This is a genomic window from Erwinia sp. E602 (assembly GCF_018141005.1).
Taxonomy (GTDB): Bacteria; Pseudomonadota; Gammaproteobacteria; order Enterobacterales; family Enterobacteriaceae; genus Erwinia.
This window is the reverse complement of sequence record NZ_CP046582.1, coordinates 2,778,169-2,798,308: the sequence shown is the minus strand read 5'-3', so window position 1 is coordinate 2,798,308 and position 20,140 is coordinate 2,778,169. Positions and strand designations below refer to the sequence as shown.

At 61.0% G+C, this 20,140-nt stretch carries 18 protein-coding genes; 16 read left to right on the top strand and 2 right to left on the bottom strand.

The annotated features are described in order from the left end of the window. Window position 1 precedes the first annotated feature (1 nt). From GKQ23_RS14325 to GKQ23_RS14265, 13 genes are all read left to right on the top strand, one after another. Complete coding sequence (locus GKQ23_RS14325) at window positions 2-469, top strand: hypothetical protein (protein WP_249168408.1); 468 nt, start codon at window positions 2-4, stop codon at window positions 467-469. A gap of 82 nt (window positions 470-551) precedes the next feature. Beyond that, window positions 552-2,306 carry a type VI secretion system baseplate subunit TssF gene (tssF, locus tag GKQ23_RS14320; RefSeq protein ID WP_212408602.1) on the top strand — a complete coding sequence of 585 codons (1,755 nt, stop codon included), beginning with the start codon at window positions 552-554 and terminating at the stop codon, window positions 2,304-2,306. After that, entirely contained in the window at window positions 2,270-3,355 is a 1,086-nt protein-coding gene (gene tssG, locus GKQ23_RS14315) for a type VI secretion system baseplate subunit TssG (protein WP_212408601.1), read from the top strand. The genes tssF and tssG overlap by 37 nt, the downstream gene beginning before the upstream one ends. Beyond that, window positions 3,333-3,878: a type VI secretion system lipoprotein TssJ gene (tssJ, locus tag GKQ23_RS14310; protein WP_056241807.1), complete on the top strand. Its 546-nt coding sequence runs from the start codon at window positions 3,333-3,335 to the stop codon at window positions 3,876-3,878. Before tssG ends, tssJ begins: the two co-directional genes overlap by 23 nt. Before the next feature lie 173 nt (window positions 3,879-4,051). After that, the gene (locus tag GKQ23_RS14305) at window positions 4,052-5,716 is read left to right on the top strand and encodes a methyl-accepting chemotaxis protein (RefSeq protein ID WP_212408600.1); all 1,665 of its coding nucleotides are present in this window, start codon (window positions 4,052-4,054) and stop codon (window positions 5,714-5,716) included. Between the two features lie 145 nt (window positions 5,717-5,861). Next, complete coding sequence (locus GKQ23_RS14300) at window positions 5,862-7,532, top strand: methyl-accepting chemotaxis protein (RefSeq protein ID WP_056241815.1); 1,671 nt, start codon at window positions 5,862-5,864, stop codon at window positions 7,530-7,532. 54 nt (window positions 7,533-7,586) lie between these two features. Beyond that, window positions 7,587-8,405, top strand: a complete 819-nt coding sequence (gene cheR / locus GKQ23_RS14295; protein WP_369814411.1) for a protein-glutamate O-methyltransferase CheR — start codon at window positions 7,587-7,589, stop codon at window positions 8,403-8,405. Next, window positions 8,405-9,454 (top strand): chemotaxis response regulator protein-glutamate methylesterase, encoded by a 1,050-nt coding sequence (locus GKQ23_RS14290; protein ID WP_056241823.1) that lies wholly within the window; start codon window positions 8,405-8,407, stop codon window positions 9,452-9,454. The genes cheR and GKQ23_RS14290 overlap by 1 nt, the downstream gene beginning before the upstream one ends. 36 nt (window positions 9,455-9,490) lie before the next feature. After that, window positions 9,491-9,880 carry a chemotaxis response regulator CheY gene (gene cheY / locus GKQ23_RS14285; protein ID WP_056241826.1) on the top strand — a complete coding sequence of 130 codons (390 nt, stop codon included), beginning with the start codon at window positions 9,491-9,493 and terminating at the stop codon, window positions 9,878-9,880. Window positions 9,881-9,889: 9 nt separating this feature from the next. Beyond that, entirely contained in the window at window positions 9,890-10,534 is a 645-nt protein-coding gene (gene cheZ / locus GKQ23_RS14280) for a protein phosphatase CheZ (protein WP_056241829.1), read from the top strand. Window positions 10,535-10,693: 159 nt separating this feature from the next. Continuing rightward, a complete protein-coding gene (flhB, locus tag GKQ23_RS14275) occupies window positions 10,694-11,845 on the top strand; it encodes a flagellar biosynthesis protein FlhB (RefSeq protein ID WP_056241832.1) in 1,152 nt (383 codons plus the stop codon). Continuing rightward, window positions 11,838-13,922, top strand: coding sequence for a flagellar biosynthesis protein FlhA (flhA, locus tag GKQ23_RS14270; protein ID WP_056241834.1), 2,085 nt, complete (start codon window positions 11,838-11,840; stop codon window positions 13,920-13,922). Before flhB ends, flhA begins: the two co-directional genes overlap by 8 nt. Before the next feature lie 32 nt (window positions 13,923-13,954). Next, window positions 13,955-14,401, top strand: coding sequence for a flagellar protein FlhE (locus tag GKQ23_RS14265; protein ID WP_371820004.1), 447 nt, complete (start codon window positions 13,955-13,957; stop codon window positions 14,399-14,401). A gap of 130 nt (window positions 14,402-14,531) precedes the next feature. Here GKQ23_RS14265 and argS read toward each other — a convergent pair whose 3' ends face one another. Continuing rightward, a complete protein-coding gene (argS, locus tag GKQ23_RS14260; RefSeq protein WP_056241843.1) occupies window positions 14,532-16,262 on the bottom strand; it encodes an arginine--tRNA ligase in 1,731 nt (576 codons plus the stop codon). A gap of 268 nt (window positions 16,263-16,530) precedes the next feature. Here argS and GKQ23_RS14255 point away from each other — a divergent pair, with 268 nt between their 5' ends. Then, window positions 16,531-17,106: a VOC family protein gene (locus GKQ23_RS14255; protein WP_056241846.1), complete on the top strand. Its 576-nt coding sequence runs from the start codon at window positions 16,531-16,533 to the stop codon at window positions 17,104-17,106. Here GKQ23_RS14255 and GKQ23_RS14250 read toward each other — a convergent pair. Next, entirely contained in the window at window positions 17,095-18,240 is a 1,146-nt protein-coding gene (locus tag GKQ23_RS14250; protein WP_056241850.1) for a MalY/PatB family protein, read from the bottom strand. The genes GKQ23_RS14255 and GKQ23_RS14250 overlap by 12 nt on opposite strands. A 101-nt stretch (window positions 18,241-18,341) precedes the next feature. Between GKQ23_RS14250 and cutC the strand changes: the two genes are divergently transcribed. Both cutC and GKQ23_RS14240 read left to right on the top strand, forming a co-directional pair. Continuing rightward, window positions 18,342-19,097 (top strand): copper homeostasis protein CutC, encoded by a 756-nt coding sequence (gene cutC, locus GKQ23_RS14245; protein WP_212408598.1) that lies wholly within the window; start codon window positions 18,342-18,344, stop codon window positions 19,095-19,097. A gap of 177 nt (window positions 19,098-19,274) precedes the next feature. Then, complete coding sequence (locus GKQ23_RS14240; RefSeq protein WP_212408597.1) at window positions 19,275-20,126, top strand: hypothetical protein; 852 nt, start codon at window positions 19,275-19,277, stop codon at window positions 20,124-20,126. Window positions 20,127-20,140 lie beyond the last annotated feature (14 nt).

The window sequence follows — 20,140 nt, the reverse complement described above, 5'->3', positions numbered from 1 at the left end:
TGTGAAAAAGAACGTGATGCTGTTTTGTTATTGTATTATTTGCCTGGTTTTTATAGTGGGGTTTTTTATTCAGATAAGACCTGTAATTACAATTGTAAATAATACTGGTAAGGTGTTGTACATATATAAAACTGAGAGTGTCTATGGCGTTGAGCCTGAGCCTTATGAAGTTGGTGAGATTGTAAAGTCAAGACCAAGGATATTAGTAGCTGGTAAAAAATTCAAACTGACGACCTCCTTTATGTCGTTATTAAAAAAGGATGCAGAAATCGATGTTGGGTGGAGGGTTGGTGGTCGATATGAATACAATTCGATCGGTGGGGGGAGTCAGGGTTTTATCCTTTCATCAACGGAAGGTGTTTGCTCTGTGTCGATTGAAATACAGAGTGGTCTTAATAAAAACATCATTAAAACCGTTGCTGGCAATATGTGCTTAAAAAAAATAAAAGCATTTAATTATAAGTATTAACTTTGTGTCGGTAAGGTCCTGGTGATTTCAGTTAATAACTGGAATCTGAATTATTCAATAATTAATACTAAATTAGGAAAATATGGACGACTTAACCCTGCGTTATTACGACGCTGAAATGCGCTACCTGCTAGAAGCCGGTGAAGAGTTTGCCCGCGCCCACCCGGACCGGGCGGCGGCGCTGAATCTGGATAAATCGGGCGCGCGCGACCCGTTCGTTGAGCGCCTGTTTGAAGGCTTTGCCTTTATGATGGGCCGCCTGCGCGAGAAGCTGGACGACGACCTGCCGGAGCTGACCGAAGGGCTGGTCACGCTGCTGTGGCCGCACTACCTGCGCACCATTCCGTCGATGTCGGTGGTGGAGTTCAGCCCTGACTGGCGCGAAATGAAAGAACCGATGCCTCTCGCGAAAGGGTTTGAAGTGCTCTCGCGCCCGATTGGCGAGAAGGCGACCCGCTGTCGCTATACCACCACCCGGGAAATCAGCCTGCAACCGCTGGCGCTGGAGCAGGCTACGCTCTCCACCGACCCGGACGGCCGTTCGGTGGTGCGCCTGCGCTTTATCTGCAGCAGCCTGGCCGACTGGAGCCGCGCGGATCTCAGCCTGATCCCGTTCTACTTCAATGCCGATGCGCCGCTGGCCTGCGCGATGCACGAAGCGTTCACCTTAAATACCGCCGGCATCTGGCTGCGCCTGCCGGGAGACCCGGATCGCCGCCCGCTGGATGCGCGCTTTACCGCCCTCGGCTTTGCTGAAGATGACCGGCTGTGGCCCAAGGGCGACAGCAGCTTCAGCGGTTATCAGCTGCTGCTGGAGTATTTCACCTTCCGCGAGAAGTTTATGTTCACCGGCCTGCGCGGGCTGGAGAGCGTATCGCTACCTGCCGGATTACCCTGGTTTGAAATCGACGTGGTGCTGGCCCAGCGCTGGGAGCACGACTTCACCTTCAGCGGTAAGCACCTGCGGCTGCACTGCGCGCCGGTGATTAACCTTTTTCCGCTGGAGTCCGATCCGCTGACGCTGAACTCGCTGCAGACGGAATATCTGCTGCGTCCGATGCGCGTGCAGGACGGGCATACCGAAATTTATTCCGTTGATTCGGTGAGCTCCTCCGGCAATCACAGCTGGGTGCCGTTCTCCAGCTTTCGCCACAAGGGCGGCATGATGCGCCATGAGGCACCGGAATATTACTACCATACCCGCGTGCGGCGCGGGGCCTCCGGGCTGCATAACACCTGGCTGATCCCCGGTGGTGAAGCCTTTGATAACCATACGGTGCCGGGCGACGAGAGCCTGTCGCTGACGCTGACCGGCACTAACGGCCAGCTGCCGCGCCGCGCCCTGCAAAGCACGCTGCTGGATACCGCGACAAAAATCAGCCCGAGCCGCGTCACGGTGCGCAACCTCTGCGCACCGACGCTGCCCTGTTATCCGCCGAACCGTGACCGCTTCCACTGGCGCGTACTCAGCCACCTTGGCAGCAACTTCCTGTCAATGATGGACAATGCCGACGTGCTGCGCGGTACCCTGGCGCTGTACGAGTGGACCGACAGCGAGATGAACCGCCGTCGTCTTGAAGCGATCCTCAATGTCAGCCACAGCGAAACCGAGCGTTTTGAGCAGGGCTACCTGCTGCGCGGCGTACAGATTGAAGTGACGCTCGACGGCCACGGCTTTGCCGGGCATGGCGATATCTGCCTGTTCGGCGAGATGCTCAGCCACTTTTTTGCTCTTTATACCGATATCTATCTGTTTAACCGCCTGATTATCATCCTGCAACCCACCGGAGAGCGCCTGGAATGGCAAGAGAAACACAACCGCCGTATTCCCGGCTGAGTCCGCGCATGGAAGCGGAGCTGACGCGGATGAATTTTTACCGCTTCTGCCAGCTGCTGGAAAAACTGCACCCGGACCGGCCGCCGCTCGGCAGCACCAGCCACCCGCAGGACGATGCGGTGCGCCTCACGCCGTGGCCGGGGATGGGCTTTCCCGCCAGCGAGCTGAAAAGCGTTGAATACAGCGGGGACGACGCCACGGAAGCACCGAAAGTGCGCACCACCTTTATGGGGATGTACGGGGTCGACTCGCCGCTGCCGACGGCTTACCTCAACGACATCAGCCAGCGGCGGGAAGGGCACGAGGCGCTGCAGGCTTTTCTCGATATCTTCAGCCATCGCATCCTGACGCAGTTTTACCGCATCTGGCGGAAATACTCTTATCCGGCCACCTTCGAGCGTGGCGGCACGGACAGCATCTCCCGCTCGCTGCTCGGGCTGGTCGGCCTGGGTATTCCCGGTACCGCCAGCCATATCGCCACGCCGGTGTCGCGCTTTCTGGCGCTGCTGGGCGTGCTGCGCCAGCCGGCGAAAACCCAGGAGGGCGTGCAGGCACTGGTGCGCCTGCTGGCCCCGGAGACGCGGGCGCGGGTCAGCCCGTACTGCCTGCGCCCGGTTGCCATCAGCCGGCCGACCGGTTTTTACGGCGATGAAGATTTTTTGCTGGATGGCAGCACGCCGCTGGGCGATGAAGTGATGGAGACCAGCAGCCAGCTGCTGATTGAGCTGATCACCGACAGCGAAAGTGAAGCGCAGGGCTGGATGCCGGACGGCCAGCTGTATCAGGACTTTATGATCATGCTGCGGGTGTATCTCGGCTGGCGCTTTAAAGCAACAATCCGCCTGACCGTCAGCACCGCGCTGCTGGCGGTGGTGCCCCTCGGCGATGCCCCGTTCCGGCTGGGGATGAGCGGCGTGCTGGGCGTGGAAGGGAAAAACGTCCCGGCCGACGTTCCACAGACGTTTACCACGGAGCCGGGCAGCTATCGCGGCCTGCAACCGACCCCATACGTACAAGGAAATCAGCGTGTTAACTATCTCTTTGACTAACTTTGCCCGCTGGCTGTTGCCGTTGCTGGCCGTGACCCTGAACGGCTGCGGGCTGACGCAGAGCGTTGCCGATGGCACCCGATCTGCCGTGTCCGCCGTGTTCTGTAAAAAAATTAAGGTGCTGCACCTCGATTTTATCGCCCGTGAAGCGCTGAATACCGACACGCGTGAAAGCCATACCCGCCCGCAGTCCGTGGTAATACGTGTTTATCAGCTTAAAGATCGCAGGGCCTTTGACAGGCTGGTTTACCCGCAGCTGGCGACCGGCGGCGATACGCTGTTGGCTGAGGATCTGCCCGCCAGCCGCGACGTGGTGCTGACACCCGGCGGTGCGGTCAGCCTGAATATGCCGATGGAGCCGCAGGCACGTTTCGTGGCGGTGGTGGGGCTGTTCCGCCAGCCGGATCTGACAGGCAACGGCTGGAAGCAGGTGCTGGATCGCGAAGCGCTGGACCCTGACACCGCGCGCGTGCTCGAAGCGAGCGAAAACAGCCTGACCCTGTTGCCGCTTAAGGATCGGTAATGCCGCCGTGGTCAGCCTTTTTTGTGCTCAACGCTGGCGCATTCTGGAGTGTTAAATGCTGTCTTTTATCTCCGGATGCAGCATAAAGATCGGCGTCAGGCTGCCGATAACAGCGGCGGGAGCCCGCTAATCAGGATGGGCCATGTCTTCTCATTCAGGCAATAAGGAACCGCATGTTTAAGCGTATGAAGGTTGTCACCACACTGATTCTGGTATTGGTGTTTTTTGGTGCTTTGCAGTTAATCACCGGTGGGCTGTTTTTCCAGGCCCTGAAGGGTGATAAAGACAATTTTGCCGTGTCGCAGCAGCTGCGGCTGCAGCAGTCGGCGCTGAACGAATCCTGGGTGGCGCTGATTCAGGCACGTAACACCCTTAACCGTGCCGGTATCCGCTATATGCTCGATGCCAACAACATGGGCAGCGGCAGCACCGTGGCCGAGCTGGTGACGATGGCTCAGGGTCAGCTGAAAGAGGCGGATAAAAACTTCACGGATTGGAACGGGCTGCTGAGCGAGCAGGGGAAGAGCGCCGAAAACGTGCTGGCGATCCAGCAGAACTATAAAATCTTCAGCGGCGCGCTGAACGAGCTGATCGCGCTGATGAACGCCGGCAAGATCAACGAGTTCTTCGACCAGCCGACCACCGGCTATCAGGACGGCTTTGCTAAGGCGCTGCGCAGCTGGCTGGATCGCAACGATGCCCAGGCGGCGGCCGGGGCCGAACACAACCTCGAATCCTATCATCAGGCGATCTGGGTGCTGGCCGGCGTGCTGCTGGTGTCGCTGCTGGCGATTGCCATGGTATGGCGCGGCATCCGTCATATTCTGCTGACGCCGCTGAACGCCAGCATTGCCCATATTCGCCGCATCGCCAGCGGCGATCTGACCCAGCCGATCCCGGTTGAGGGCCGCAATGAGATGGCCCAGCTGGCCGCCAGCCTGGAGCATATGCAGCAGGAGCTGGTGAAAACCGTCAGCGTGGTGCGCGACGGGTCGGACGCCATCTACACCGGCGCCAGCGAAATCGCCGCCGGTAATAACGACCTGTCGGCGCGTACCGAACAGCAGGCCGCCTCGCTGGAGCAGACCGCCGCCAGCATGGAACAGCTGACCGCCACCGTGAAGCAGAACGCCGATAACGCCCGTCAGGCGTCGGTGCTGGCGAAAAACGCCTCGGAAACCGCGCAGAAGGGCGGCCGGGTGGTGGACGGCGTGGTGAAGACCATGAACGACATCGCCGGCAGCTCGAAGAAGATCGCCGATATCACCAGCGTGATCGACGGTATCGCCTTCCAGACCAACATTCTGGCGCTGAACGCGGCGGTGGAAGCGGCGCGCGCCGGCGAGCAGGGCCGTGGTTTTGCGGTGGTGGCCGGCGAAGTGCGTAACCTGGCGCAGCGCAGCGCCCAGGCGGCGAAAGAGATTAAAGGTCTGATCGAAGACTCGGTGGCGCGCGTGGATACCGGCTCGGTGCTGGTGGAGAGCGCCGGTGAAACCATGAATGATATCGTCAACGCGGTGACCCGCGTGACGGACATCATGGGCGAGATCGCTTCGGCCTCCGACGAGCAGAGCCGCGGCATCGACCAGGTGGGCACCGCGGTGACCGAGATGGACCGGGTGACCCAGCAGAACGCCTCGCTGGTGGAGGAGTCCGCCTCTGCCGCGGCGTCGCTTGAAGACCAGGCCAGCCGCCTGACCCAGGCGGTGGCGGTGTTCCGCATCAACAAACAACAGGCCGCGCCTGCCGCGGTGCTGAAGCGCCCGGCGGCGGTATCGCAGCCCGCCCGCATCGCCAGCACGCCGGCGTCCGCCGACAGTAACTGGGAAACCTTTTAACTGAGCTAACGGGCCGCCTGCCGTGTGCAGGTGGCCCGCCTTCGCGCTTTTCCTCCGCAGCCATAAAGATTTGCCGCCGATGGCCGATAAAACAATGCAGTAGCTATCCAACAACAATGCAGTAGCTATCCAATCGGGGAAAGGTATGTTGAAGCGTGTGAAAGTGGTCACCAGTCTGGTGCTGGTTTTGGTGTTATTTGGTTCATTACAGTTGATCTCCGGCGGCCTGTTCTTTCAGTCGCTGAAGGGTGACAAAGAAAACTTTACTCTGACGCAGAAGATCCGTGGCGAGCAGGCCAGTCTGACGTCCGCATGGATTGCACTGGTACAAACCCGCAACACGCTCAACCGCGCCGCCACCCGCTACCTGCTGGATACCAAAGGTAATGGCACCGGTGCCGGCATTACTGAACTGCTCGACATGGCGAAAGGCAAGCTGGCCGACGCTGATAAAGAGTACAACGTCTACATTAACAGCCTGACGCCGGAGGTGGCCAGCCAGCCGCACGTGCAGGCCGTTGCCGAGAAGTACAAAGCGCTGCATGCCGCCCTGGCCGAGCTGATCGTGATGCTGGTGGGGAATAACTTCCAGGGCTTTGTCGATCAGCCAACGCAGGGCTACCAGAACGGTTTCGAAGAGGCCTACAACGCCTGGCTGAAGAACTCTGACGCGCTGCTGGCGGCCGGTTCGGCGCAAAACGAGCGCGCCTACGAGCAGGCAATCTGGGTGCTGGCCATCGTGCTGCTGCTGTCGGTAGGCCTGGTGGTAGTGGCCTGGTCAGGGATGCATAAAATCCTGCTGCGCCCGCTGAAAGAGAGCATTGAACACATTCGTCATATCGCCAGCGGCGATCTGACCCGCGACATTGACACCGAAGGCAGGAATGAGATGGCCCAGCTGGCCGCCAGCCTGCAGCATATGCAGCAGGAGCTGGTGAAAACCGTCAGCGTGGTGCGCGACGGGTCGGACGCCATCTACACCGGCGCCAGCGAAATCGCCGCCGGTAATAACGACCTGTCGGCGCGTACCGAACAGCAGGCCGCCTCGCTGGAGCAGACCGCCGCCAGCATGGAGCAGCTGACCGCCACCGTGAAGCAGAACGCCGATAACGCCCGTCAGGCGTCGGTGCTGGCGAAAAACGCCTCGGAAACCGCGCAGAAGGGCGGCCGGGTGGTGGACGGCGTGGTGAAGACCATGAACGACATCGCCGGCAGCTCGAAGAAGATCGCCGATATCACCAGCGTGATCGACGGCATCGCCTTCCAGACCAACATTCTGGCGCTGAACGCGGCGGTGGAAGCGGCGCGCGCCGGCGAGCAGGGCCGCGGCTTTGCGGTGGTGGCCGGCGAAGTGCGTAACCTGGCGCAGCGCAGCGCCCAGGCGGCAAAAGAGATTAAGGGGCTGATCGAAGACTCTGTGGCGCGCGTGGATACCGGCTCGGTGCTGGTGGAGAGCGCCGGTGAAACCATGAACGACATCGTCAACGCGGTGACCCGCGTCACCGATATTATGGGTGAGATCGCTTCGGCCTCCGACGAGCAGAGCCGCGGCATCGACCAGGTGGGCACCGCGGTGACCGAGATGGACCGGGTGACCCAGCAGAACGCCTCGCTGGTGGAGGAGTCCGCCTCTGCCGCGGCGTCGCTGGAAGACCAGGCCAGCCGCCTGACCCAGGCGGTGGCGGTGTTCCGCATCAAGAAACCGGTGCTGAGCGGCGTGCTGCAGCAGCGGCCGCACGCCGCACCGGCGGCCGCGCCGCGTAAGGCGCTGGCAGCCCCGGCTTCGGCCTCGGACGATAACTGGGAAACCTTTTAAGTGAAGAAATCGCCGCTGTTGGCTCCACAGGAAACCGCCACGCTGCTGACCCAGATGGTTCAGCGGCTGCCGTTATCCGATACGCATTTTAAGCGTATCAGTCAGTTGATCTATCAGCGAGCCGGCATCGTTCTCGCCGATCACAAGCGGGAAATGGTTTATAACCGTCTGGTGCGCCGCCTGCGCACCCTTGGCCTTGACGATTTTGGCCGCTATCTGGCGTTGCTTGAGAGCGAGCAGAACAGCGCGGAGTGGCAGGCGTTTATCAATGCGCTGACCACCAACCTGACCGCCTTTTTCCGCGAGGCGCACCATTTTCCGCTGCTGGCCGAGCACGCTAAACGCCGCAGCGGCAGCTTTAACGTCTGGTGTGCCGCGGCGTCGACCGGCGAAGAGCCTTACTCGATCGCCATGACGCTGGCGGAAACGCTGGGCAGCGGGCCGGGGAAATTTCAGGTCACCGCCAGCGATATCGACACCCAGGTACTGGAGACCGCGCTGGCCGGCGTCTACCGCCAGGAGGAGCTGCGTACGCTCTCGCCCTCGCAGCTACAGCGCTTCTTCCTGCGCGGCACCGGCCCGCACGAGGGCAAAGTACGGGTGCGCCCGGAGCTGGCCAGTATGGTCAACTTTATGCAGCTCAACCTGCTGGCCAACGAATGGACGCTGCCGGGACCGTTTGACGCTATTTTTTGTCGCAACGTGATGATCTACTTCGATAAAGAAACCCAGGAGAAGATTTTACGGCGCTTTGTACCGCTGCTGAAACCCGGGGGCCTACTGTTCGCCGGTCATTCAGAGAACTTCAGTCAGATCAGCCGCGAGTTCTATCTGCGGGGTCAGACAGTCTATGGACTGACTAAGGAAAGGTAATGAGTAAAATCAGAGTGTTATGCGTTGATGACTCGTCGCTGATGCGTCAGCTGATGACCGAGATCATCAACAGCCACAGCGATATGGAAATGGTGGCCACCGCCCCGGACCCGCTGGTCGCCCGTGACCTGATCAAACAATACAACCCGGACGTGCTGACGCTCGACGTTGAGATGCCGCGCATGGATGGCCTCGATTTTCTGGAAAAGCTGATGCGCCTGCGGCCGATGCCGGTGGTGATGGTCTCTTCGCTGACCGGTAAAGGGTCGGAGATCACCCTCAGGGCGCTGGAGCTGGGCGCGGTGGACTTTGTCACCAAGCCATCGCTGGGGATCCGCGAAGGGATGCTGGCCTACAGCCAGATGATTGGCGATAAGGTGCGTGCCGCCTCGCGTGCGCGGCTGCATACCCGCAGCCCGCTGCCCGCGCCGGTCATGCTGAAGGCCGGGCCGCTGCTCAGTAGTGAAAAGCTGATCGCCATCGGTGCCTCCACCGGCGGCACGGAGGCGATTCGCCACGTGCTGCAGCCGCTGCCGCCGACCAGCCCGGCGCTGCTGATCACCCAGCATATGCCGCCCGGCTTCACCAAGTCGTTCGCCGAGCGGCTGAACAAGCTGTGCCAGATTACGGTGAAAGAGGCGGAAGACGGTGAGCGTGTCCTGCCAGGTCATGCCTACATCGCACCGGGTGCCATGCATATGGAGCTGGCGCGCAGCGGCGCGAACTACCAGATCAAACTGAATGACGGACCGCCGGTCAATCGTCACAAGCCGTCGGTCGATGTGTTGTTTAACTCAGTGGCGCAGTTCGCCGGACGGAACGCCGTAGGCGTGATCCTCACCGGCATGGGCAACGACGGTGCTGCAGGGCTGCTGGCGATGAGTAAAGCCGGCGCCTGGACCATCGCCCAGAACGAAGCGAGCTGTGTGGTATTTGGCATGCCGCGAGAGGCAATCGCCCTCGGGGGAGCCAGTGAAGTGGTGGATCTCCACCAAATCAGCCAGCATATGCTGGCAAAAATTAGCGCCGGACAGGCATTACGTATCTGATGCGGTCCCGTGGGGCTGTTGCAAACAGGAGTAGGTATGGCAGATAAGAATATGCGGTTTCTGGTGGTCGACGATTTCAACACGATGCGTCGTATCGTCCGTAACCTGCTGAAGGAACTGGGTTTTAACAACGTTGAAGAGGCAGAAGATGGCCAGGACGCGCTGAACAAGCTGCGCACCGGCGGTTTTGACTTCGTCATCTCCGACTGGAATATGCCGAACATGGATGGCCTGCAGCTGCTGCAGGCGGTGCGCGCCGATGCGACCCTGTCGTCGTTGCCGGTACTGATGGTCACCGCGGAAGCGAAGAAAGAGAACATTATTGCAGCTGCCCAGGCGGGCGCCAGTGGTTACGTTGTGAAACCGTTCACCGCGGCGACGCTGGAAGAGAAACTGGGTAAGATCTTCGAAAAGCTGGGTATGTAAGGAGCCGAGATGAGCACTTTTCCGCAACCAAATGTTGATGCTGCTTCGGCGCAGGACATTATCTCCAAAATAGGTTCACTGACGCGGATGCTGCGCGACAGTCTGCGAGAGCTGGGTCTGGATCAGGCAATCGCCGAAGCGGCGGAGGCTATTCCGGATGCCCGTGACCGCCTGGATTATGTGGTACAGATGACCGCGCAGGCGGCCGAACGTGCGCTGAACTGCGTGGAGGCCGCTCAGCCACGCCAGTCTCAGCTGGAGAGTGAAGCGAAAGCACTGAAAGGGCGCTGGGATGAGTGGTTTGAACATCCTGTTGAACTTGCGGATGCTCGCGCTCTGGTTACGGATACCCGTGGGTATCTTGATTCTGTGCCGCAGCATACTGCCTTTACCAACGCGCAGCTGCTGGAAATTATGATGGCGCAGGATTTCCAGGATCTCACCGGGCAGGTGATCAAACGCATGATGGACGTGATCCAGGAGATTGAGCGCCAGCTGCTGATGGTGTTACTGGAGAACATGCCGGAGCCTAACGCACGTGCGAAACGTGAGAATGATAATCTGCTGAACGGCCCGCAGATTAACGCCGCCGCACCAAACGTGGTGGCGAACCAGGATCAGGTTGATGACCTGCTGGACAGTCTCGGTTTCTGATTTTCCGGGGCGGAGCTTCCTCCGCCCCTGCTTCCTCCGCCCCTGCTTCCCTTCCCGATAAGCTGAATAACCCCCGTTTTACGCGTTTACTCGCGGCATTACCCCTGCCTGAATTTGGCATGCTAGTGCCTGAAAATCCGCACGCAAAGGTTAAATGCCGTGTCCCAGGACAGTGACGAGGAAAAAACAGAATCCCCCACGGCGCACCGACTAGAAAAGGCGCGCGAAGAGGGGCAGATCCCGCGATCCCGTGAGCTGACCTCGATGCTGATGCTGCTGACCGGTCTGGGCATTCTGTGGGCCGGCGGCGAGTGGATGGGGCGCAAGCTGGGCGCGCTGGTGGCCGACGGGCTGATGTTTAACCACTCGGTGGTTAGCGATACCAGCCAGATGCTGCACCAGATCGCTAACCTGATTAGCCAGGCGGTGGTGGCGATCCTGCCGATGATGATCGGGCTGGTGCTGGTGGCCATTGCGGCACCGATGCTGCTGGGCGGAGTGAATATCAGCAGTAAGGCGATCAAGTTTGACCTCGGCAAGATGAACCCGCTGAAAGGGCTGAAGAAGATGGTCTCCGCCCAGACCGCCGCCGAACTGCTGAAGGCGGTGCTGAAGGCGGTACTGGTCGGTTGCGTCGCCGGCTTTTTCATCTGGCGACACTGGTCTGAAATGCTGCACCTGATCAGCGAGTCGCCGGTCACCGCGCTGGCCGGATCGCTGAATATGATTGCGCTGTGCTGCGTGCTGGTGGTGCTTGGGCTGACGCCGATGGTCGGTTTCGACGTCATTTTCCAGCTGTGGACCCACATCAAAAATTTACGCATGTCGCGGCAGGATATCCGCGATGAGCATAAGCAGAACGAAGGTGACCCGCACGTCAAAGGGCGTATCCGCCAGCAGATGCGTGCGGCGGCGCGGCGGCGCATGATGGCCGACGTGCCGAAGGCCGACGTGATCGTCACCAACCCGACCCACTACTCGGTGGCGTTACAGTACGACGAGAAAAAGATGAGCTCACCCAAAGTGGTGGCCAAAGGGGCCGGAGAAGTGGCGCTGCGCATTCGTGAACTCGGTGCCGAGCACCGGGTGCCGATCCTGGAAGCGCCGCCGCTGGCGCGCGCCCTGTTCCGACACAGTGAGATAGGCCAGCATATTCCCGGCACCCTGTATGCCGCGGTGGCGGAAGTGCTTGCCTGGGTATGGCAGCTGCGGCGCTGGAAGATGGAAGGCGGCCTGATCCCGAAAAAACCTGATAATTTGCCGGTGCCGGAAGGGCTGGACTTTGCTGGAGAACAGAAATCTGATGTCTAACCTGGCCGCCCGACTGCGCTTGCCTGACAACCTTAAAGACACCCAGTGGAAGGTACTGGCCGGTCCGATACTGATCCTGCTGATCCTGTCGATGATGGTGCTGCCGCTGCCGCCGTTCGTTCTCGACCTGCTGTTCACCTTCAATATCGCCCTGTCGATTATGGTACTGCTGGTGGCGATGTTTACCCAGCGCACGCTGGAGTTTGCCGCCTTCCCGACTATCCTGCTGTTCTCCACCCTGTTACGCCTGGCGCTGAACGTTGCCTCCACCCGTGTGATCCTGATGGACGGGCACACCGGGGCGGATGCGGCAGGAAGGGTGGTCGAGGCCTTCGGCCACTTCCTCGTCGGCGGTAACTTCGCCATCGGTATCGTGGTGTTTGTGATCCTGGTGATTATCAACTTTATGGTTATCACCAAGGGTGCCGGACGAATTGCCGAGGTCGGCGCGCGCTTCGTGCTCGACGGCATGCCGGGCAAACAGATGGCGATTGACGCCGACCTTAACGCCGGGCTGATCGGCGAAGAGGAGGCGAAAAAGCGCCGCAGCGACGTGACCCAGGAAGCGGACTTCTACGGCTCGATGGACGGTGCCAGTAAGTTTGTCCGCGGCGATGCCATCGCCGGTATTCTGATTATGGTGATCAACGTCTTCGGCGGTCTGCTGGTCGGCGTGGTGCAGCACGGGATGGATATGGGACACGCGGCCGAAACCTACACCCTGCTGACCATCGGTGACGGCCTGGTAGCGCAGATCCCGGCGCTGGTGATCTCCACCGCGGCGGGTGTGATTGTCACCCGCGTCGGCACCGACCAGGACGTGGGTGAACAGATGGTCACCCAGCTGTTTAACAACCCGCGGGTGATGCTGCTGAGCGCCGGCGTGCTGGGCCTGCTGGGCCTGGTGCCGGGCATGCCAAACCTGGTGTTCCTGCTGTTTACCGGTGCCCTGCTGGGCCTGGCCTGGTGGATGCGCGGCAGGCAGATGAAGCCGCAGGCGGCCGTCGCCATGCCGGTACAGCGGCCGCAGGAGAATGCGGCCAACACCGAAGCCACCTGGAACGACGTACAGCTGGAAGACTCGCTGGGGATGGAGGTCGGCTACCGGCTGATCCCGATGGTCGACAGCCAGCAGGACGGCGAGCTGCTCGGTCGTATCCGCAGCATTCGTAAGAAATTCGCCCAGGAGATGGGCTTCCTGCCGCCGGTGGTGCATATCCGCGACAATATGGATCTGCCGCCGGCGCGCTACCGCATCCTGATGAAGGGCGTGGAGATCGGCAGCGGCGATGCCTATCCGGGGCGCTGGATGGCGATCAACCCGGGCACCGCCGCGGGCAGCCTGCCGGGTGAAGTGACCGTCGATCCGGCCTTTGGCCTGGCGGCGATCTGGATCGACAGCGCGCTGAAAGAGCAGGCGCAGATCCAGGGCTTTACCGTGGTTGAGGCCAGTACCGTGGTGGCCACCCATATGAACCACCTGATCGGCCAGTACGCCAGCGAGCTGTTCGGCCGCCAGGAAGCGCAGCAGCTGCTGGACCGCGTCAGCCAGGAGATGCCGAAGCTGACCGAAGATCTGATCCCTGGCGTGGTGCCGCTGACCACGCTGCACAAGGTGCTGCAGAACCTGCTGGCCGAACGGGTACCGATCCGCGATATGCGCACCATTATTGAAACGCTGGCCGAACACGCCAGCGTGCAGACCGACCCGCAGGAGCTGACCGCCGTGGTGCGCGTGGCGCTGGGCCGCGCCATTACCCAGCTGTGGTTCCCTGGCAACGGCGAGGTGCAGGTGATAGGACTCGACACCGCGCTGGAACGCCTGCTGCTGCAGGCGCTGCAGGGCGGCGGCGGCCTGGAGCCGGGCCTCGCCGACCGCCTGCTGGCGCAGGCGCAGAACGCGCTGCAGCACCAGGAACAGCTGGGCGCGCCGCCGGTGCTGCTGGTGAACCACCCGCTGCGCGCGCTGCTGGCCCGCTTCCTGCGCCGCTCGATGCCGCAGCTGATGGTAATCTCCAATATGGAGCTGACCGACAACCGGCAGATCCGTATGACGTCTACGATCGGTGGCAACTGATGCGCGGCTGGCTGTTGGGCAGGGGGAAAGGCGTGAGAGGATTTCACCGTGACGGTGTTGAACCGCTGACCAGCACGCTGGCGCGCCGTAGTCTGTGGATCGGCGTGCTGTTGCTGGTGCCGGGGCTCTGCCAGGCGGTGGCCAGCAGCTGGTCCGCCAGCGATATCGGCCCCGGCATCGGCAACCGCGGCGTGCAGGCGTCATCGCGCCCGCTGTCCCCGCGCCAGCCGGTGCAGGGCGCGATTAACCAGATCGCCTGGCGTTATCAGCTGGCATCCCCGGCCCCGGCCGGCCTGCAGGTAAAGCTCTGCTCATCCAGCCGCTGCACGCCGCTGGAGGGCGGCAGCGGCGTCACCAGCGGCCTGACCAACGTCGCCGCCGGCGATACCCTGCGCTTTGTCTACCTCGTCGAGGGCAAAGGGCGGCTGTTCCCGCCGCTGCGGGTGGTGAGTAATGGGGTGATGGTGAATTACCAGTAGCCAACTTCCACTGGCATCAGTGGCGAGAGGTGTCAGGCGGATCGGTCAGGCTTAAATCTGCAGGCAGAAGGTAGGTAACGGCGTTTAAAAAGTGAAGGGGCCAGGCATTGCGCCCGGCCCCTGTCGTGCATTACATCCGTTCTACCGTCTGAATACCCAGCGTATCAAGGCCTTGCTTCAGGGTCTTCGCGGTCAGCAGCGCCAGGCGCAGGCGGCTCTGCTTCGTGGCGTCGTCTTCGGCGGTCAGGATCGGGCAGTGTTCGTAGAAGCCGGAGAACAGGCCGGCCAGCTCGTAGAGGTAGGCACACATCACGTGCGGGGTGCCGTCGCGGGCCACCTGGGTGATGGTCTCTTCGAACTGCAGCAGGCGCACGGCCAGCGCGCTTTCGCGATCTTCGCTGATGTTAATTGCGCCTGAGATGCCGCTCTCGTCAATGCCCGCCTTGCGGAACACCGACAGCACGCGGGTGTAGGCGTACTGCATATACGGCGCGGTGTTGCCTTCAAACGCCAGCATATTGTCCCAGTCGAAGATGTAGTCGGTGGTGCGGCTTTTTGACAGGTCGGCATACTTCACCGCACCGATGCCCACCACGTTGGCCAGCGCGTTCAGTTCGTCGGCCGGCATCTCCGGGTTTTTACCGGCGATCAGTGTGGTGGCGCGATCTACCGCTTCGTCAAGCAGGTCAGACAGCTTGATGGTGCCACCGGCGCGGGTTTTGAACGGTTTGCCGTCTTTGCCCAGCATCATGCCGAACATATGGTGTTCCAGTGGTACGGAATCCGGCACGTAACCCGCTTTACGCACGATAGTCCACGCCTGCATCAGGTGCTGGTGCTGGCGCGAGTCGATGTAGTAGAGCACGCGATCGGCCTTCAGCGTTTCATAACGGTATTTGGCACAGGCGATATCGGTGGTGGTGTAGAGGTAGCCGCCATCCTTTTTACGGATGATCACCCCCATCGGTTCACCTTCCTTGTTTTTGTATTCGTCAAGGAACACCACGGTGGCGCCTTCGCTCTCCACCGCCAGGCCTTTGGCCTTCAGATCGTCAACGATGCCCGGCAGCATGTCGTTATACAGGCTTTCACCCATGACGTCGTCGCGGGTCAGGGTGACGTTCATACGGTCGTAGATTTTCTGATTCTGCGACATGGTGATGTCGACCAGCTGCTTCCACATTTTACGGCAGTGTTCGTCGCCGCCCTGCAGCTTGACCACGTAGCCGCGCGCGCGCTCGGCAAACGCCGGATCTTCGTCATAGGTGCGCTTCGCTTCGCGGTAGAAGGCTTCCAGGTCAGACAGCGCGATATCATCGTGATGCTCGTTCTGCTGTTTCTCAAGGAAGGCGATCAGCATGCCGAACTGGGTACCCCAGTCGCCGACGTGGTTGGCGCGGATCACCTTATGGCCGAGGAACTCCAGGGTACGCACCGCCGCATCGCCAATGATGGTGGAGCGCACGTGGCCGACGTGCATCTCTTTTGCCACGTTCGGGGCCGAGTAGTCGATCACGATGGTCTGCGGCGTGACCGGTGCCACGCCGAGTTTATCGGCCAGCAGCACGCTGTCCGCTTGCGCGGCCAGCCAGGCGTTGTCGAGGAAAATATTGATGAAACCCGGCCCGGCGATCTCCACTTTGCTGGCGATGCCGCTCAGATCCAGCTGCTCCAGTACTTTTTCTGCCAGTTGTCGCGGTGGCATGCCCAGGGTTTTCGCCACGGCCATCATGCCGTTGGCCTGATAGTGACCAAACTGTGCTTTTGCCGACTGACGTACCTGAGGCTCGCAGTCTGCCGGAGCACCCACTGCGATCATCGCCTGACTGACTTTTTCTGAGAGGAGGGCCTGAATATTCACCGAGTTACCTTAATTTTGCTGAAAATGGCTCGCGCATCAACGCTGGCCGTTGTCATGACGCCGCCGGCGGCGACATTTTGCCCCGACCGGCAGCGCTTTAAAAAAGAAGGGGAAAAGTATACTGCATTTGGCCCTGAATTATCCAGGAACCTGAGTACGCGCCGCCGGGGCCTTTCAGGTAAGATAGCGCGCGGGTGACGCCGGGTCACCGCACTTCGCCGTGAACGTTGTTACCCGGGCGGCGACGGGGTTATCAGGAGTTTGTACAATGGCAGGTTTTCATCAGGTGGCCGGGCTGAGCGATCTCAGCGAAGATCTTCCGCGCTTTGAGCAGGCCTTAGCGGAACTGGCGGCGCGGCTGGGTCTCGATCTCAGCACGCTGGCGGCCGATCATATCGCGGTGCGCTGCCATCAGAACGCCACGGCGGAGCGCTGGAAAGCGGGGCTGCTGCAGTGCGGGGCGCTGTTTTCCGAGAAACAGATCGCCGGGCGGCCGATTGCGCTGTTTGAACTGGACGAGCCGCTGAACGTCGGCGGCTGGCAGGTAGCGGTGGTGGAGCTGCCGTGGCCGGGGCAGCGGCTCTATCGCCATGAAGGCTGGGAGCACGTGGAGATCGTGCTGGCGGGCGACCCGCAGACGCTTGGCAGCCGGGCGATGGCGCTGATGTCCGATCAGGGGCTGATGCAGCAGGGGATTTCGTTTAAAACCAGCGCGCCAAAAGGGGAGGGGGAACGCCTGCCGAACCCGACGCTGGCGGTGACCGACGGGCAGATAACGATTAAATTCCACCCCTGGAGCCTGCAGGAGATCGTCGCCAGCGAACGGGCGTCATCAGCGCCGTGACGCTACCGCCACGCTGAGACGCCGCAACGCCTCTTCCAGCAGCAGGCGGTGGCAGCCAAAGTTAATGCGCACAAAGCGATCGTCGCCGAAGTCGACCCCCGCTGAGAAGCCCAGCCCGTGCCGCTCAAAGAACAGCGCCGGGCTGGCGACGCCCAGCGCGCTGGCATCGATCCAGCCGAGATAGCTCGCCTCGGGGGAGACCATGCTTAATCCCGGCAGCGTATTCACGTGCTGCGTCAGCCGGTCGCGGTTGGCGCGCAGATAGTCCAGCTGCGCGTCCAGCCACGGCTGGCCGTCGCGCCAGGCGGCGGTTGCCGCAACATAGGCCAGAACATCCACGTCCGGGACCATACCTTTGCGCTGACGAATAAAGCGCTTGCGCAGCTCCGGGTTGGGGATCACCGCCAGCGACGCGCCCAGCCCGGCGATATTGAACGCCTTCGACGGGGCCAGCAGGGTGACGGAACGCTGTGCGGCGTCCTCACTCAGGCTGGCAAAGGGAATATGCTGCGTGCCCGGCTCCAGCAGCAGGTCGCCGTGGATCTCATCCGAGCAGACCACCATATCGTGGCGCCGGGCAAAGCGCAGCTGGGCCTCAAGCTCGCTGCGCCGGTAGACGGTGCCGCCGGGATTCTGCGGGTTACACAGCAGCAGCAGCTTCTGCGAGCCGTCCATCTGCGGCTCCAGCGCGTCGAAGTCGACCACCCAGCGCTGCTGACGCAGGGTCAGCGGCGCACTGAGATGCGAACGCCCGGCCTGGCTGGCGGCGGTGCGAAACGGGGGATAGATCGGCGTGGGGGCCACGGTGCCCTGATGCGCTTCGGTAAAGGCCCGCACGCTGATATGCAGACCGCAGACCACGCCGGGCAAAAAGACCAGCCACTCCGGCTGGATGCGCCAGCCGAAACGGTCTGCCATGCGGGCGACGGTGACCCTGGCCAGCTCGTCAGACGGCACGCCGTAACCGAACACGCCCTCGGCGACGCGCGCCTGCAGCGCCTCGGTAATACAGTCGGCGGAGCGGAAATCCGTGTCGGCGATCCACAACGGAAGGATATCGCGATCACCATATTTGCGCCATTTGAGGCTATCGCTGTGACGGCGGTCTATCCGTTGGTCAAAATCGAAGTCCATAAGAGTGATTCCCGTTAAGATAAATGCCAGTTCTTTAAGGTCAGACTAATCATCAGGCGGCAAATACACAACTGGCCAACGGGAATTAACGGGGGGATGGGATGCTGAAACTTGAAGTATGTTGCTATGGCGTCGACTGCGCGCTGACGGCGGAAAGTGCCGGTGCCGACCGCATTGAGCTCTGCGCGTCACCGGCGGAAGGCGGGCTGACGCCCTCGGCCGGTGCGCTGCACCTTGCCCGCCAGCGGGTGCGCGTTCCGGTACATCCGATCGTGCGGCCACGCGGCGGGGATTTCTGCTATAGCGCCATCGAATTTGAGCAGATCAAATCCGATATCGCGCTGCTGCGCGAGCTGCAGTTTCCCGGGCTGGTAGTCGGTATTCTCGACGCCGACGGCCATATCGATCTGCCGCGGATGCAGCAGCTGATGGCGCTGTGCGACGGTATGGCGGTGACCTTTCACCGCGCCTTCGATCTCTGCCACAGCCCGCTGACCGCCCTCGAGCAGCTGACCGATCTCGGCGTGGCGCGGATACTGACCTCCGGTCAGCAGCAGAGCGCGGAGAGTGGTTTACCGTTATTGCGGGAACTTAATCACCTCACCCGTGGTCCAAAGATTATGGCGGGTGCGGGAGTGCGTCTTAGCAACCTGCAGAAGTTTATTGATGCCGGATTAACCGAACTCCACAGCTCGGCCAGCCAGCGGGTACCGTCGCTGATGCGCTACCGCAAGGCCGGGGTGTCAATGTGTTCTGAGACCGAAAATGATGAGTTCAGCCGCACCGCCGTCGATGGCGATGTCGTCGCCGCCATGAAGAGCGCCATGCTGTTCAGCTCGCCGGTGAGAGTGGCCTGAATCCTGACCGATTTTGCCGCGCACCACGCCGAATCCTGACGTGATGTTTGCAAGTACCAGACCCCAGCATGCTTTGTTGGGGTTTTTTTTGTCTGAAAAAGCAAACGTGTATCACTATGAAGCACAAAAACTTTTACACTAAGAATACGGGTTGAGCGACGAGTGATGAGAGCGGCAATGGCAAAGTGGATTAGCGGCAGTCTGTGTTTGGCGGGGGTGCTGCTGGCCGGGCAGGCGATGGCGGCACCCTGCAGTGGCGTTAACGCGCAGGTTAATGAAAATAACAACATCATCCTGCTTGGTGGCACGTCAAAGGGGCCGATTAAGCAGGTGGTGATCGGTGAGTTTGGCAAGGATGTCAACGTGCAGAAGCGGCTGCTGGCGCAGTTTGACCGCTGCGGCGTGCTCAGCGTGGCCGATATGACTTACGACAAGCAGGACGGCCGCACGCTGCTGAAGCTGGTGCAGAAAATTGTGCGGGTCAGCGACGGCTGGCAGATGACCTATGATATTTCGTTATCGGTGCTGAAGGCTGGCCGGCCGGTGGAGGTGAGCCGCAAGCAGGGTGAGGCCAGCTATCTGACCGGGCGCAGCGGCGGCATCACCAGCGCCAGCGACGCCTTTATTCTGCAGGGGGAGAAAGGCTTCACCACCAGCGTGTACGACTTTGACCGCCAGCGGCGGCTGGTGAGCGGCTGGTCGCGCGGGTCGGATGCGCTGAGCAACGATGAGACCCACTACAGCTGGTCTGATACGCATCAGCTGACCGGCATTCAGTCGGGGCAAACCACCACCACGCTGCGTTACGACGCGCAGGGGCGTGAGCTGCAGATGAGCCAGCGGCGTACCGATCCGTTCAGTCAGGAAACCACGGTCGATACCTGCCAGCTATGGGACGATCGCGGCAACTGTACGCTGAGCTACTCCCATCAGATGGAGCTACGTAACAGCGGCATCTGGAGCCGCAATCTGGCCGCCGCGTACCGGTTTGAATACTGGGATCGGCCGGAAGAGCCGAAGGAGGAGTAACGCCGGGGCACTGC